Genomic DNA, 14,794 nt, shown 5'->3' with positions numbered 1-14,794 from the left:
GCTCGAGCACTGCGGCAACGGAAGGTGTGACGTGGGAACTGTCCTGGTCCTCGTGGCGATTGTGCTGTTCATTGCGTCGATCGTGGTCCTCGTCATCGCTTTGCGGCGGCCCCGGCAGCCGGCGGCGCCGGGTGGGCGCCAGGATCCGCTGTCCTTCAACGCGATGCCCCAATTCGGGCCCCGCCAGCTCGGGCCCGGCGCCATCGTCAGCTATGGCGGCGTCGACTACGTGGTCCGCGGGTCGGTCACCTTTCGCGAGGGCCCGTTCGTGTGGTGGGAGCACCTGCTGGAGGGCGGGGACCAGCCGATCTGGTTCAGCGTCGAAGACGACGACGGGCGCCTGGAGCTGGCGATGTGGGTCACCCGCAAGGACCTCGCGCTGCAGCCCGGCGGCCCGTACGCCGTCGACGGCGTGACGTTTCACGAGTCCGAGCGCGGCCGGGCCTCCTACACCACCGAAGGCACCACCGGGCTGCCGGCCGGCGGCGAGATGGAATTCGTCGACTGTGCCAACGCCGACGAGAGCGCCCTGCTGTCGTTCGAGCGCTGGGCCGCCGACATGCCGTGGGAGATCTCGACGGGCAAACCGGTGCTGCCCGGCGAGCTCACCGTTTACCCCGCGCCCCCGCCTTCGTCCCCTTAGCGCCAGAGGAGCCCCGCCGGTGCCCCTGCATCAGCTCGCCGTGACGCCGGCGGACGTGTCCGGCGAACGGCTGGGGCTCGCACTCAACGCGCCCGCGCCGGTGCCGCTGGCCACCAGTTCCCTACCCCACCCCGGCGGGGGCGCGCTACTGCTCGGCGTCCTCGGTGCCTCGCACGTCGTCGCGGTCGAACACGTTAAAGGCCGCTTCTCCGAACAGGTTTCGTGCACCGCCCGCGGTGCCGGGATGGACCTGCCCGACCAGACCGACGCGCCCGGCTACAGCCTGCGATCGCGCACCGCAACGCACGACGAGGCCAGCTTCCGCCGGCTGGCGAGCGAGCTGCGCGACCGGTGTGCCCGGCGACCGGGGTGGCTCGGGGGCACCTTTCCCGGCGACGACGCCGCGCTGACCGCCCTGGCCGCCGAACCCGACGGCGCGGGCTGGCGATGGCAGACCTGGCACCTGTACCCGCGCACCCCGGTGGGGTCGGGCGGCGTGGTGGTCCACACGTCCAGCCGGTGGCGACCATGAGCCGCAATCGGCTGTTTTTGACCTCGGGCGCGCTGGCCGTCGCCGCCGTCGTGTCGCTGATCTTCGGACTTACGTTGCTGCACAAGGACATTGGGTCCTACATCGCGAAGCACTATCACGAGTACGCGCGCGACGCGAACGGGACGCGCTACTCCTGCACCGGTCCGCCCGAGCAGGTCGCCAACACGCTGGCCAACTACGCGGCCCCCGAGGCGCGCGCCGCCAACGGCACCAGCCAATACCTGCGCTACAGCCACGACATCGTGATCGTCGGCCCCGACGGCGGCTACCCGTGCAGCATCCGCGTCGAGCCGCTCAGCGCCGGATACAGCCACGGCGCGTTCATCTTCCTCGGCCCCGGGTTCTTCCCCGGATCCCCGTCGGGCGGCGCCGGCGGCTCACCCGGCGGCCCGGGCGGGACCAAGTGATGTCTTAGCGGTTCGAGCAAAGGAGACAACCATGTACCTCGCCGTCGAGATCGGAACCATCGACCTCAACCCGGTTCTGAAGGGCGTCGTCGCGACGATTTTGTACTTCGCGGTCGGCATGGCGGTGCTCGTCGTGGGGTTCTACATGGTCGACGTGCTGACCCCCGGCAAGCTGCGCCAGCTGGTGTTCGTCGACCGCCGGCCCAACGCCGTCGTCGTCGCCGGCGCGATGTACATCGCGCTCACCACCGTGATCATCAGCGCCATCACCAACAGCTACAGCCAGCTGGGTCAGGGGCTCGTCGGCGTGGCGGTGTACGGGCTCATGGGGGTGGTGCTGCTGGGCGTCGCGCTGCTGACGCTGCACCTGGTGATACCGGGGAGCTTCCACGAACACGTCGAGGAACCGGAGCTGCACCCGGGCTCGTTCGCGGTCGCGCTGATGCTGCTGGCGGTGGGAGGAGTGACCGCCGCGGCGGTGTCATGACGCCCCACCGGCGCTGGCGCGCCGTGCTGTTGGCGGCGGTGGCGGCCTGCGCGGCCTGCGGCATCATCTACGAGCTGGCGCTGCTGACGCTGTCGGCCAGCCTCAACGGCGGCGGCATCGTGGCCACATCGCTGATCGTCGCGGGCTACATCGCGGCGCTGGGCGCGGGCGCGTTGCTGGTCAAGCCGCTGCTGGGGCACGCGGCGATCACGTTCGTCGCCGTCGAGGCGCTGCTGGGCATCGTCGGCGGCCTGTCGGCGGCGGCCCTGTACGTGGTGTTCGCGTTTCTGGACGGCTCGGTCGGGTCGACGTGGGTTCTGGCCGCGGGCACGGCGCTGATCGGCGGACTGGTGGGCGCCGAGGTGCCGCTGTTGATGACGCTGCTGCAGCGCGGCCGGGTGGCGGGCCCCGCCGACGCCGGGCGCACGCTGGCCAACCTCACCGCCGCCGACTACCTGGGCGCGCTGCTGGGCGGGCTGGTGTGGCCGTTCCTGCTGCTGCCGCACCTGGGGATGATCCGCGGCGCGGCGGCCACCGGCATCATCAACCTGGCGGCGGCCGCGGTGGTGGCGCTGTTCGTGCTGCGCCCCGTCGTGTCGCCGCGTCAGCTGGCGACGGCGCTGTGTGCGCTGGCCGCGGCGCTGGGGCTGCTCGGCACGCTGCTGGTGCGGTCGGCCGACATCGAAACGACAAGCCGCCAAAGGCTTTACGCCGATCCGATCATCGCCTACCGGCACACGGTCTATCAGGAGATCGTGGTCACCCGGCGCGGCAACGACACGCGTCTGTACCTCGACGGCGGCCTGCAGTTCTCCACCCGCGACGAATACCGCTACACCGAAAGCCTGGTCTACCCGGCGCTGGGGAACGGCGCGCGCTCGGTGCTGGTGCTCGGCGGCGGCGACGGACTCGCGGCCCGAGAGTTGTTGCGCCAGCCGGGGATTCAGCGGATCGTCCAGGTCGAGCTCGACCCCGCGGTGATCGAGCTGGCGCGCACCACCATGCGCGAGGCCAACGGCGGTTCGCTGGACAACCCGCGGGTGACCGTGGTGACCGCGGACGCGATGAAGTGGCTGCGCGGGCCGGGCTCGGGCCTTTTCGACGCCGTGATCGTCGACCTGCCCGACCCCGACACCCCCACGCTGGGCCGGCTGTACTCGACCGAGTTCTACGCGCTGGCCGCCCGGGCGCTGGCCCCCGGCGGGCTGATGGTGGTGCAGGCGGGCAGCCCGTTCTCGACCCCGACGGCGTTCTGGCGCACGGTCGCGACGATCCGGGCCGCCGGCTACGCGGTGACGCCGTATCACGTGCACGTGCCCACGTTCGGCGACTGGGGCTTCGTCCTGGCGCAGCGCTCCGGGACCGCACCCGTCGCGAAGGTGCCCCCCGACGCGCCGCCGCTGCGCTTCCTCAACCAGCCGGTGCTGGACGCGGCCACCGTGTTCTCCGGCGACGTCGGGCCGCGACCATTGGAGCCGTCGACGCTGGACAATCCGCGCGTCGTCGACGACATGCGGCACGGCTACGACTGACTATTCCTCGGCGGCGCAACTGAGTGTGAGCTCAGGGCTTCGGGGGTGCACCCAGGGCGACGACTCCGCCCAGATCCCGCCCCAGGCTCACAACGAAAGCCGACGATTCACACTCGGCGCCCGAACGGGCTGATTTACTCCTCGATCTGGGCCAGGATCTCGTCGGGGATGTCGGCGTTGGTGTAGACGTCCTGGACGTCGTCGCTGTCTTCGAGCGCGTCGACCAGCCGCATCACCTTCTGGGCGCCGTCGGCGTCCAGCGGAACGGTCACCGACGGCTGGAAGCCCGCCTCGGCGGAGTCGTAGTCGATGCCGGCGTCCTGCAACGCGGTGCGCACCGCGACCAGGTCGCCCGGCTCGGAGATGATCTCGAAGCTGTCGCCGAGGTCGCTGACATCCTCCGCGCCGGCCTCCAGCACCGCGGTCAGCACGTCGTCCTCGGTCAGGTCGTTCTTTTCCAGCGTCACCACGCCCTTGCGCGAGAACAGGTAGGCCACCGAGCCCGGGTCGGCCATGGTGCCGCCGTTGCGCGTCATCGCCACCCGCACCTCGCTGGCGGCGCGGTTGCGGTTGTCGGTCAGGCACTCGACGAGCACCGCCACCCCGTTGGGCCCGTAGCCCTCGTAGGTGATGCTCTGGTAATCGGCGCCGCCGGCCTCCTCGCCGGCCCCGCGCTTGCGGGCGCGCTCGATGTTGTCGTTGGGCACCGAGTTCTTCTTCGCCTTCTGGATGGCGTCGTAGAGGGTGGGGTTGCCGGCCGGGTCACCGCCGCCGACGCGGGCCGCGACCTCGACGTTCTTGATCAGACGGGCGAAGTTCTTGCCGCGGCGGGCGTCGATGACGGCCTTCTTGTGCTTGGTGGTGGCCCACTTGGAATGGCCGCTCATCGGGTAATACCTCTTCTGTTGCTCCTCGAGTTCGCCAGACGAGTCTACGTGGGGCCCGCACCGGGCCCGAAGAATCCCGGCACCCATCGCTCGATCAGCGCGGCGTACGCCACCTGCGCGTCGAGCTGCACGGCGACCCCGAGGAGGCCGCCGAGCGTGCGCAGCAACATCACGTAGCCGGGCGGGATGGTCATCTGGCGGGCGAGTTTGAACCGGTCCCCGAAGCCTTCCGCGAGCGGGTCGCTGGTGACCAGCGCCGACTTCTGGAACCACTCGCGGGTGAAATGAAACTCCCCGGCGCGCAGCGGGTCGATGTAGGCCCACAGCGGTCCCAGGTATTCGATCAGTTGCTCGGCGGTCAACTGGTAGTCGGCCGGCATGAACCCGAGCTTCTTCAGCAACCGGATCGCTTCGTCCCACCGTTCGTCGCGCGCCCAGCACAGCAATTCACCGAAGTCGGCGGGCACACCGCCGGGATGCTCGGCCACGGCGCCGAAATCGATCACCCCCAGGCGCCCGTCCGCCAGCACCATGAAGTTGCCGGGATGGGGGTCGGCGTGCACCAGCCCGACCCGCGCCGGTGAGCTCAGCGCGAACTCAAGCAGCAAGGCGCACACCGCATCTCGTTCGTCTTGGGCGCCGTGGGCGATGATCGCCGACAGGCGGCGGCCCTGCATCCATTCCGAGATGACGACCTTCGGCGCGCTGGCGACCACCGCCGGGACGGCGAACTTCGGGTCGCCCGCGAAGGCTTTCGCGAAGGCGCGCTGATATTCGGCTTCGAGGCGGTAGTCCAGCTCGGCTTCGATGCGGTCGCTGACCTCGGACACGATTCGGTCCACGTCCGCCCGCGGCACGACCTGCTTGGCGACCCAGGAGAACCGCTTGATCAGCTTCAGATCCGCGCGCAGCGCCTCGTCGGCGCCGGGGTACTGCACTTTGACGGCGACCTCGCGCCCGTCGTTCCAGGTGCCCTTGTGGACCTGTCCGATGCTCGCGGAGGCGACGGGGGTGTCGTCGAAGGACTCGAAGCGTTCGCGCCATTTGGTGCCGAGCTGGGCGTCGAGCACCCGGTGCACCTTGGCCGCCGGAAGCGGCGGGGCCTCGGTTTGCAGCTTGATCAACGCATCCCGGAACGGGTCGGCGAACTGCGGCGGAATCGCGGCCTCCATCACCGACAGCGCCTGGCCGACTTTCATGGCGCCGCCCTTGAGCTCGCCCAGCACCTGGAACAGCTCGTCGGCGGCCTTCTCCAGCAGCTCCGCGTTGACCTCGTCCTTGGACTTGCCGGTCATGCGCTTGCCGACGCCCAGCGCGGCGCGCCCGGCCACCCCCGCGGGGAAGCTCGCGAGCTTCGCGACGCGCCCCAATCCGCCCCGCACGATGTCGGCCATCCGCACATCATGCCCGGTCTCGAATTACGCCGAGACTGCACACAGCGCGCGGAGGAGGGCGTCGGGCACGCACTGGACGCAGTCTCGTCGTGCTAGCCGCCGGTGACCATGTCGACGAACAGGTGGTGGATGCGGCGATCGCCCGTCACCTCGGGGTGAAACGCGGTCGCCAGCACCGCGCCCTGCCGCACCGCGACGACGTGCCCGGCCGCGCGCGCCAGCACCTCCACACCGTCACCCGCGCGCTCGACCCACGGAGCGCGGATGAACACCGCGCGCACCGGGCCGTCGAGACCCGCGAACTCGATGTCGCCCTCGAACGAGTCGACCTGGCGCCCAAACGCGTTGCGCCGCACCGTCATATCGATCGCGCGCAACGGCAGCGCCTGCCGGCCGCGGGCGCCGGCGTCGAGGATCTCGCTGGCCAGCAGGATCATGCCGGCGCACGCGCCATAGGCCGGAAGCCCCTCGGTCAGCCGACGGCGCAGCGGCTCGAGCAGATCCAGATCCAGCAGCAGGTGGCTCATCGTGGTCGACTCGCCGCCGGGGATCACCAGCCCGTCGACCGCGTCCAGCTCGGCGCGGCGGCGCACCGGCATCGACTCGGCCCCGGCCTCGCGCAGCGCCGCCAGGTGTTCCCGGGTGTCGCCCTGCAGCGCCAGGACCCCGATCCGCGGCGAGCTCACTGCTGATGTCCCCGCTTGAAGCGGGTCAGCCCCTCCTGCATGACGGCGGCGACCATCTCCCCCGACTGGGTGAAGATCTTGCCCTGACACAGCGAGCGGCCGCCGTGGGCCGACGGCGAGGACTGGTCGTAGAGCAGCCACTCGTCGGCACGGAACGCCCGCATGAACCACATCGCGTGGTCCAGCGACGCCACCTGCAGGTGCTGACGCACGTCGAGGTGGTTGACCTGCGCCGACCCCAGCAGTGTGAGGTCGCTCATGTAGGCCAGCGCGCAGATGTGCAGCACCGGATCGTCGGGCAGCGGGTCGCGGTGGCGGAACCACACCTGCTGCTGGGAGGCCTTGCCCGGCGACAGGCGCAGCTTCTCGCGGGGCACGATGCAGACGTCCCACTCCTCGAACTGCTTGAAGCCCGCGTCATCGAACACCTTGATCGAATCCAGGCCGGGCAGACCGTCGGGCGGGGCCGCCTCCGGCATGACATCCTGGTGGTGGATGCCCTCCTGGTCGGCCTGGAAGGACGCCCCCATGCTGAAGATGATCTCGCCGTGCTGGATGGCGTTGACGCGCCGGGTGGCGAACGATCCGCCATCGCGGGTGCGCTCGACGAGGAAAACCGTGCGCTCCTTGGCGTCGCCGGGCCGCAGGAAGTAACCGTGCAGCGAATGCACCTGGTAGCGCGGATCCACGGTGCGCACCGCGGACACCAGCGACTGGCCGGCGACGTGGCCGCCGAAAGTGCGCTGCAGAAATCCCGACTCCGGGCTGAAGACGCTGCCGCGGTAGATGTTGATCTCGAGTTGCTCGAGATCAAGGATCTCTTCGATCGCCACGTGCCGTCTTTACCAGCCGCGTTCGGCCAGCCGGTGGGGCTGCGCGATCTGCTCGACGTTGATGCCCACCATCGGTTCGCCCAGCCCGCGCGACACCTTCGCCAGCACGTCGGGGTCGTCGTAGAAGGTGGTGGCCTTGACGATCGCGGCGGCGCGTGCCGCGGGGTCGCCGGATTTGAAGATGCCCGAGCCGACGAACACACCCTCGGCGCCGAGCTGCATCATCATCGCCGCGTCGGCGGGGGTGGCGATGCCGCCCGCGGTGAACAGCGTGACCGGCAGCTTGCCCGCCCGGGCCACCTCGACGACGAGCTCGTAGGGTGCCTGCAATTCCTTTGCCGCGACGAACAATTCGTCCTCGGACAGCGACGTCAGCCGGCGGATCTCGCCGCCGACGGCGCGCATGTGGGTGGTGGCGTTGGAGACGTCACCGGTACCGGCCTCGCCCTTGGAGCGGATCATGGCCGCGCCCTCGCTGATGCGTCGCAGCGCCTCGCCGAGGTTGGTCGCGCCGCACACGAACGGCACGGTGAACTTCCACTTGTCGATGTGGTGGGTGTAGTCGGCGGGGGTCAGCACCTCCGACTCGTCGACGTAGTCGACCCCGAGGCTCTGCAGGATCTGCGCCTCCACGAAATGCCCGATGCGTGCCTTGGCCATCACCGGGATGGTCACCGCGGCGATGATGCCCTCGATCATGTCGGGGTCGCTCATCCGCGACACCCCGCCTTGGGCGCGGATGTCGGCGGGCACCCGCTCCAGCGCCATCACCGCGACGGCGCCGGCGCCTTCGGCGACGCGGGCCTGCTCGGGCGTGACGACGTCCATGATGACGCCGCCCTTGAGCATCTCGGCCATGCCGCGCTTGACCCGCGCGGTGCCGGTCTGGTTGGCCTGGTGCGAGTTCACTGGCTTCTTCTGTTCCTCAGACATTGCGCTTCCACTCTAATCGCCCGGGACAAGCGAGTTTCCCCGCGATCAGCGGATCGACTCGAGAACGCCGGGGTTGCGGGCGTCATCGACCAGCCGGCCGGCCGCCGGCAACAATTCGCCCAGCTGCCGCGGGTACACCTGCTCTCCGGACGCGGTCAGCTCGGCGATGTCGTTCGCGTCACACCAGCGGGCCCCGTGGATGTAGCTGCGTTCCAGCGCGGTGCGCCCGCCCAGGGACGGCTCGAACCGGCGGGTGCGGTGCACCAGGTAGAACTCCTCGCTCTCGATCAACGAACCGTTGAACTCAAACACCTCGTCGCGCCGCCAGACGGGCCCGACCATGTCGGCCGGGACGACGCGCAGGCCGGTCTCCTCGGCCAGCTCCCGCGCGGCGGCCTCGGCCAGCCGCTCGCCGCTGCCCACCTCGCCGCCCACGGTGAACCACCAGCGCGGCGCGGTGCCGTCGGTAATCGCCGGGTCCGATCCGCACAGCAGCAGCACGGCGCCCGTTTCGTCGAGCAACACCACCCGCGCCGAGGTGCGGTGGTTGGGCACCCCGCGCTCGTGCGCCAACGCCTGCGGGCGCTCGACGATCTCGAAATAGCTTGGCAGCGCGGCCCTTCCGCCGAGCCGAAAGGCGCGCACCAGGCGTCGTTCGGCCAGCGCGAGGGTGTCCCGGACCGCGTCGTTGTGAAACCGGCGGGCCAGCACCACACGGGCCTCGGCGTCGGCCAGCTCGGCGATCAGGCCCGCCGGCAGCGACGCCGGGTCGACGGTCGCCAGCGCGGCCGAGAGCTCGTTCTCGCACGACTCGCGCGCGGGCCGGGGCGCACGCTCGGCGGCGTCGGCCAGCCCCGCCAGCCGGCGGCCCTCCGCGGAGCTGCCATACCCGTCGATCGCGACGGCGCGGGCCACCACCGCGCGCCGCGCCAGCGCGCCGTCGAGGGCCTGCCACGACAGGTCGTAGCGCACATGCAGGCGGTCCAGCCGGTGGGCGGTGCGGTACGCCCAGCCCGCGGCCAGCGCGAACACCGCGACGAGCGCCACCACGATCGCGATGACCAGCCAGATCATCAGCTGGCCACCTGCACCTTGGCGCCGGACGCGGCGACCGTCTCGTACACCCGGGTGATCTGGTTGGCCACCACCGACCAGTCGTAGCGGTGCACCGCCTCCGACGCCGCCGCGACGTAGCGCCGCCGCAGCGTCGTGTCGTCCAGCACCTCGATCAGCGCGTCGCCCAGCGCGGCCGCGTCGTCGACCGCCACCAGCCGCCCGCAGTCACCGTCGCACAACACGCGGCGGAAGGCATCCAGGTCGCTGGCCACCACCGGGGTGCCGGCGGCCATCGCCTCGACCAGCACGATCCCGAAACTCTCCCCGCCGGTGTTGGGCGCGCAGTAGACGTCGGCGCTGCGCATCGCCGACGCCTTCCCGGCGTCGTCCACCTGGCCCAGAAAGCGCAAATTCGTCACCAATTCGCCTGCCTGGCTTCGCAATTCGTCCTCGTCGCCGCGACCGACGATCAGCAACTGCAGATCGGGGTGGCGCTCGACCACCCGCGGCAGCGCGGCCAGCAGCACCGCCATGCCCTTGCGGGGCTCGTCGTAGCGGCCCAGGAACAGCACGGTCTTGTCCGGCCGCGGATACCCGTCCAGTCGCGGCGCGCGCGCGAACGAATCGACGTCGACACCGTTGGGGATCTCGACGGCGTCGGTGCCCAGGGCCTCCATCTGCCAGCGGCGCGCCAGGTCGGACACCGCGATCCGGCCGACGATCTTCTCGTGCATCGGCCGCAGGATGCCCTGGAAGACGGTCAGGGTCAGCGACTTGGTGGTCGACGTGTGAAACGTCGCCACGATCGGGCCCTCGGCGATGTTCAGGGCCAGCATCGACAGGCTGGGCGCGTTGGGCTCGTGCAGGTGCAGGACGTCGAAGCCCCCTTCGGCCAGCCACCTTTTCACCTTGCGGTGGGTGGCCGGGCCGAACCGCAGCCGGGCCACCGACCCGTTGTACGGAATCGGGACGGCCTTGCCGGCGGAGACGACGTAGTCGGGCAACACGGTGTGCGGCGACACCGGCGCGAGCACGCTCACCTCGTGGCCGCGGCCGTCCATCACCGCGGCCAGTTGCAGGACGTGCGACTGCACCCCGCCCGGCACGTCGAACGAGTAGGGGCAGACCATCCCGATCCGCATCAGGCTTCCCTCAGCCTCGCGCGCCGCTCGGCGGGCAGGTCGGCCAGCCACTGCGGCTGCATCATGTGCCAGTCCTCGGGGTGGGCGGCGATGTTCGTGGCGAATTGGCCGGCCAGCGCCTGCGTGACGGCGCGCACCTCGCCGACGGTGCAGTCCAGCGGGGGCTGTATCGAGGCGATCCAGCCGTCGCCGTCGAACCAGCAGTGCGTCGGCAGCAGGGCCGCCCCGGTCGCGATGGCCAGCTTCGCCGGGCCGGCCGGCATCCGGGTCGCCTCGCCGAAGAACTCGACCTCGACCCCGGTGCGGCTGAGGTCGCGCTCGGCCATCAGGCAGACCACCCGGTTGTCGCGCAGCCGCTCGCACAGCACCTCGAACGGCGGCCGTTCGCCGCCGGACAGCGGCAGCACCTCGAAGCCGAGGCCCTCGCGGTAGTCGATGAAACGCCGGTACAGCGACTCGGGTTTGAGTCGCTCCGCGACGGTGGTGAACCTGCCGCGGGTCTGCGCCAGCCACACCCCCGCCATGTCCCAGTTGCCGCTGTGCGGCAGGGCGACCACCGCCCCGCGGCCCGCGGCCAGGGCCGCGTCCAGGTTGTCCTTGCCGAGGACCGAGTCGTCGAGCCGGCCGGCCAGCGCGGGCAGGTCCATGGTCGGCAGGCGGAACGCCTCCCGCCAGTAACGGGCGTAGGAGCCCAGCGAGGCGCGCATCAGCGAACCCGGCACGTCGTGGGGCGCCACACCGATGACCCGGGCGAGGTTCTTGCGCAGCTGCTCGGGCCCGCCGCGTCGGGCGGCGTAGCGCGCCCCGGTGTCAAAGGCGGTGCGGGCGGCGAATTCCGGCATCGTCCGCACGGCCAGCCAGCCGGCCGCGTAGGTCCAGTCGGTCGCGTGGGCCCCGACCGCGTTGAGGCCCGGGATCACGGCTCGCCCGTCGCCGTCATGGGATCTGCGGCGCCGGGCGAGGTCCGCACCGCGTGCAGCCGCTGCGCGCAGGTGACGATGCTGGCCGCGGCCAGCACCCACATCGCGACCGGCAGCGCGGGCGGCCAGGACACCACCGGAAAGTCCGACACGCCGGCGCCCACCAGCACGATGATCAGCCGCTCGGGCCGCTCGATCAGGCCCCCGTCGCCGCGCAGCCCGCTGGCCTCCGCGCGGGCCTTGATGTAGGAGATCACCTGCGAGGTGACCAGGCAGATCAGGGTCGCGACGACGAGCGGTTCGTCGTGCATGCCGAACGCGATCCACCACAGCAGCCCGCAGAACACCGCGCCGTCGCTGACGCGGTCGCACGTGGCGTCCAGCACCGCGCCGAATCGGGTGCCGCCGCCGCGCTCCCGGGCCATCGCGCCGTCGAGCATGTCGAAGAGCACGAAGAACCACACGACGCACGCGCCGGCGAACAGCTTGCCCATCGGGAACAGCGTGAGCGCCCCCGCCACCGCCACGACGGTGCCCAGCACGGTGACGGCGTCCGGCGTCAGCCCCAGCCGCAGGCAGGCCCGGGCGGTCGGAGCGGTGAGCCGCGCGAACGCCGCCCGCGACAGGAACGGCATTCTGCTCATGACTGCCGAGTCCACTCCGTCGCCAGCAGCTGCCGCGTTTCGCGCAGCAACTGCGGGATCACCTTGGATCCGCCGATGATCGTGATGAAGTTCGCGTCGCCGCCCCAGCGCGGCACCACGTGCACGTGCAGATGCTCGGCCAGCGAGCCGCCCGCCGACGTGCCCAGGTTCAGCCCGACGTTGAAGCCGTGCGGCCGCGACACGTTCTTGATGACGCGAATCGCCTTCTGGGTGAAGGCCATCAGCTCGGCGCTCTCCGCCTCGGTCAGGTCCTCGAGCTCGGACACCCGCCGGTAGGGCACCACCATCAGGTGCCCGGGGTTGTAGGGGTAGAGGTTGAGCACGGCGTAGACCAGCGCGCCGCGGGCCACCACCAGGCCGTCCTCGTCGGACAGCTGCGGGATCTCGCTGAACGGCTGGTCGGTCTTGCCGTTATCGCGTTTCAGCGGCGACTCGGCCAGGTAGTTCATCCGGTACGGCGTCCACAACCGCTGCAGGTGGTCCTGCTCGCCGACGCCCGTGTCCAGGATGGTTTCGTCGGCGCGATCCTCGGCCCTCTCCCGGTCAGCCACTGCCGACGACCTTCACCAATTCCGCTGTGGGGACGGCATTTTCGCGGTCGGCGATCCATTGGAGGATGGCGTCGACGGCGCGGTCGCGGGGCACCCCGTTGATCTGGGTGCGGTCACCGAAGCGGAAGCTCACCGCACCGGCCTGCACGTCGCGGTCGCCGGCCAGCAGCATGAACGGCACCTTCTGGGCGGTGTGGTGGACGATCTTCTTGGCCATCCGATCGTCGCTGGAATCCACCTCGACCCGCACGCCGTGCGACTTGAGTTGCGCGGCAACATTTTCCAGGTAGGCGACGTGCTCGTCGGCGACCGGGATGCCGACCACCTGCACCGGCGCCAGCCACGCCGGGAACGCGCCCGCGTAGTGCTCGGTCAGCACGCCGAAGAACCGCTCGATCGAACCGAACAGCGCGCGGTGGATCAACACCGGCCGCTGCCGCGAACCGTCGCTGGCCGTGTACTCGAGGTCGAAGCGCTCGGGCATGTTGAAGTCCAGCTGGATGGTCGACATCTGCCAGTTGCGGCCCAGCGCGTCCTTGACCTGCACCGAGATCTTGGGGCCGTAGAACGCCGCACCGCCGGGATCGGGTACCAGGTGCAGCCCGGAGGCCTCGCCGACCTGGCGCAGCACCTCGGTGGCCTCGTCCCACATCTCGTCGGGGCCGACGGACTTCTCCGGGTCCTTGGTGGACAGCTCGAGATAGAAGTCGTCCAGCCCGTAGTCGGCCAGCAGGTCGAGCACAAACCGCAGCAACGAGGCCAGCTCGTCGCGCATCTGCTCACGGGTGCAGTAGATGTGCGCGTCATCCTGGGTCATGCCGCGCACCCGGGTCAGGCCGTGCACCACGCCGGACTTCTCGTAGCGGTAGACGCTGCCGAACTCGAAGAGCCGCAACGGAAGTTCGCGGTACGAGCGCCCCCGCGAGCGGTAGATCAGGTGGTGCATCGGGCAGTTCATCGGCTTGAGGTAGTAGTCCTGCCCGGGCTTGCGCACCGTGCCGTCCTCGTTGAACTCCGCGTCGATGTGCATCGGCGGGAACATGCCGTCGGCGTACCACTCGAGGTGCCCCGACGTGATGTAGAGCTGCTCCTTGGTGATGTGCGGGGTGTTGACGAATTCGTAGCCGGCCTCGAGGTGCTTGCGCCTCGAGTAGTCCTCGAGCTCGGCGCGCACGATCCCCCCCTTGGGGTGGAAAACCGCGAGGCCCGAACCGATTTCGTCGGGGAAGCTGAACAGATCCAGCTCGACGCCGAGCCGGCGGTGGTCGCGGCGCTGGGCCTCCTCGATCAGCTCCAGGTGGGCGTCGAGCGCCTCCTGCGACTCCCACGCGGTGCCGTAAATGCGTTGCAGGCTGGTGTTTTTCTGGTCGCCCCGCCAGTAGGCGGCCGAGCTTCGGGTCAGCTTGAACGCCGGGATGTGCTTGGTGGTGGGGATGTGCGGTCCGCGACACAGGTCGCCCCAGACCCGTTCGCGGGAGCGGGGATTGAGGTTGTCGTAGGCGGTCAGCTCGTCACCGCCCACCTCCATCACGTCAGGGTCGCCGGACTTGTCGTCCACGAGCTCGAGCTTGTACGGCTCGCCGGCCAGCTCGGCGCGCGCCTGGTCCTTGGACGCATAGACCCGCCGGTCGAACAGCTGGCCCTCCTTGACGATCTGGCGCATCCGCTTTTCCAGCGCCGCCAGGTCTTCGGGCGTGAACGGCTCGGCGACGTCGAAGTCGTAGTAGAAGCCGTCGGTGATCGGCGGCCCGATGCCCAATTTGGCGTGCGGGAACAGGTCCTGGACGGCCTGGGCCAGCACGTGCGCGGTGGAATGCCGGATGACGCTGCGGCCCTCGTCGGTGTTGGCGGCCACCGGGATCACCTCGGCGTCGCCGTCGGGCACCCAGCTCAGGTCGCGCAGCTTGCCCTCGGCGTCGCGCACCACCACGATCGCGTCGGGCGCACCGCGCCGCGGCAGCCCCGCCTCCCCCACCGCGGCGGCCGCCGTCGTTCCGCCAGGCACCCGGATCGGGGCTGCTGGAACGGGGTTTGCGGCGGCGCTCATCGGTTGGGCTCCAACGGTCGTGGGTGATCCTGATTCGTCAGCAATGCTATCGGGGTGG

The 14,794-nt window shown here is 70.4% G+C and carries 16 protein-coding genes; 5 read left to right on the top strand and 11 right to left on the bottom strand.

Annotated elements, in window-relative coordinates; genetic code table 11:
• Positions 1-31: 31 nt before the first annotated feature.
• Genes AC5Y43_RS02030 through AC5Y43_RS02010 form a run of 5 tightly spaced genes read left to right on the top strand, consistent with a single transcriptional unit; the run spans position 32 to position 3,622 of the window.
• The gene (locus AC5Y43_RS02030; protein WP_499968767.1) at positions 32-643 is read left to right on the top strand and encodes a DUF4178 domain-containing protein; all 612 of its coding nucleotides are present in this window, start codon (positions 32-34) and stop codon (positions 641-643) included.
• Positions 644-662: 19 nt separating this feature from the next.
• Positions 663-1,175, top strand: a complete 513-nt coding sequence (locus AC5Y43_RS02025; RefSeq protein WP_499968765.1) for a DUF2617 family protein — start codon at positions 663-665, stop codon at positions 1,173-1,175.
• On the top strand, positions 1,172-1,603 hold the full coding sequence (locus AC5Y43_RS02020; RefSeq protein WP_499968762.1) for a DUF4247 domain-containing protein: 432 nt from the start codon (positions 1,172-1,174) through the stop codon (positions 1,601-1,603). Before AC5Y43_RS02025 ends, AC5Y43_RS02020 begins: the two co-directional genes overlap by 4 nt.
• 31 nt (positions 1,604-1,634) lie before the next feature.
• Entirely contained in the window at positions 1,635-2,090 is a 456-nt protein-coding gene (locus tag AC5Y43_RS02015) for a DUF350 domain-containing protein (protein ID WP_499968760.1), read from the top strand.
• Entirely contained in the window at positions 2,087-3,622 is a 1,536-nt protein-coding gene (locus AC5Y43_RS02010; RefSeq protein ID WP_499968758.1) for a polyamine aminopropyltransferase, read from the top strand. Before AC5Y43_RS02015 ends, AC5Y43_RS02010 begins: the two co-directional genes overlap by 4 nt.
• 134 nt (positions 3,623-3,756) lie before the next feature.
• Here the strand turns inward: AC5Y43_RS02010 and AC5Y43_RS02005 are convergent, their stop codons facing one another.
• From AC5Y43_RS02005 to thrS, 11 genes are all read right to left on the bottom strand, one after another.
• Positions 3,757-4,509 carry a YebC/PmpR family DNA-binding transcriptional regulator gene (locus tag AC5Y43_RS02005; RefSeq protein WP_499968756.1) on the bottom strand — a complete coding sequence of 251 codons (753 nt, stop codon included), beginning with the start codon at positions 4,507-4,509 and terminating at the stop codon, positions 3,757-3,759.
• 44 nt (positions 4,510-4,553) lie between these two features.
• A complete protein-coding gene (locus tag AC5Y43_RS02000; RefSeq protein ID WP_499968753.1) occupies positions 4,554-5,903 on the bottom strand; it encodes an ABC1 kinase family protein in 1,350 nt (449 codons plus the stop codon).
• A 92-nt stretch (positions 5,904-5,995) separates the two neighbouring features.
• On the bottom strand, positions 5,996-6,589 hold the full coding sequence (pdxT, locus tag AC5Y43_RS01995) for a pyridoxal 5'-phosphate synthase glutaminase subunit PdxT (protein WP_499968751.1): 594 nt from the start codon (positions 6,587-6,589) through the stop codon (positions 5,996-5,998).
• Complete coding sequence (gene tesB, locus AC5Y43_RS01990; protein ID WP_499968749.1) at positions 6,586-7,422, bottom strand: acyl-CoA thioesterase II; 837 nt, start codon at positions 7,420-7,422, stop codon at positions 6,586-6,588. The genes pdxT and tesB overlap by 4 nt, the downstream gene beginning before the upstream one ends.
• Before the next feature lie 9 nt (positions 7,423-7,431).
• Positions 7,432-8,355 (bottom strand): pyridoxal 5'-phosphate synthase lyase subunit PdxS, encoded by a 924-nt coding sequence (gene pdxS, locus AC5Y43_RS01985; protein WP_499968747.1) that lies wholly within the window; start codon positions 8,353-8,355, stop codon positions 7,432-7,434.
• A 45-nt stretch (positions 8,356-8,400) separates the two neighbouring features.
• On the bottom strand, positions 8,401-9,429 hold the full coding sequence (locus tag AC5Y43_RS01980) for an NUDIX hydrolase (protein ID WP_499968745.1): 1,029 nt from the start codon (positions 9,427-9,429) through the stop codon (positions 8,401-8,403).
• Positions 9,429-10,553, bottom strand: coding sequence for a glycosyltransferase family 4 protein (locus AC5Y43_RS01975; RefSeq protein ID WP_499968743.1), 1,125 nt, complete (start codon positions 10,551-10,553; stop codon positions 9,429-9,431). The genes AC5Y43_RS01980 and AC5Y43_RS01975 overlap by 1 nt, the downstream gene beginning before the upstream one ends.
• Positions 10,553-11,473, bottom strand: coding sequence for a phosphatidylinositol mannoside acyltransferase (locus AC5Y43_RS01970; protein ID WP_499968741.1), 921 nt, complete (start codon positions 11,471-11,473; stop codon positions 10,553-10,555). Before AC5Y43_RS01970 ends, AC5Y43_RS01975 begins: the two co-directional genes overlap by 1 nt.
• A complete protein-coding gene (gene pgsA, locus AC5Y43_RS01965) occupies positions 11,470-12,117 on the bottom strand; it encodes a phosphatidylinositol phosphate synthase (RefSeq protein ID WP_499968739.1) in 648 nt (215 codons plus the stop codon). The genes AC5Y43_RS01970 and pgsA overlap by 4 nt, the downstream gene beginning before the upstream one ends.
• A complete protein-coding gene (locus AC5Y43_RS01960) occupies positions 12,114-12,689 on the bottom strand; it encodes an ATP adenylyltransferase (protein ID WP_499968737.1) in 576 nt (191 codons plus the stop codon). Before AC5Y43_RS01960 ends, pgsA begins: the two co-directional genes overlap by 4 nt.
• On the bottom strand, positions 12,682-14,736 hold the full coding sequence (thrS, locus tag AC5Y43_RS01955) for a threonine--tRNA ligase (protein WP_499968735.1): 2,055 nt from the start codon (positions 14,734-14,736) through the stop codon (positions 12,682-12,684). The genes AC5Y43_RS01960 and thrS overlap by 8 nt, the downstream gene beginning before the upstream one ends.
• Positions 14,737-14,794: the final 58 nt, after the last annotated feature.

The sequence above is a fragment of the Mycobacterium sp. NGS57 genome, from assembly GCF_059812405.1.
This window is presented reverse-complemented; position numbering and strand designations above follow the sequence as displayed.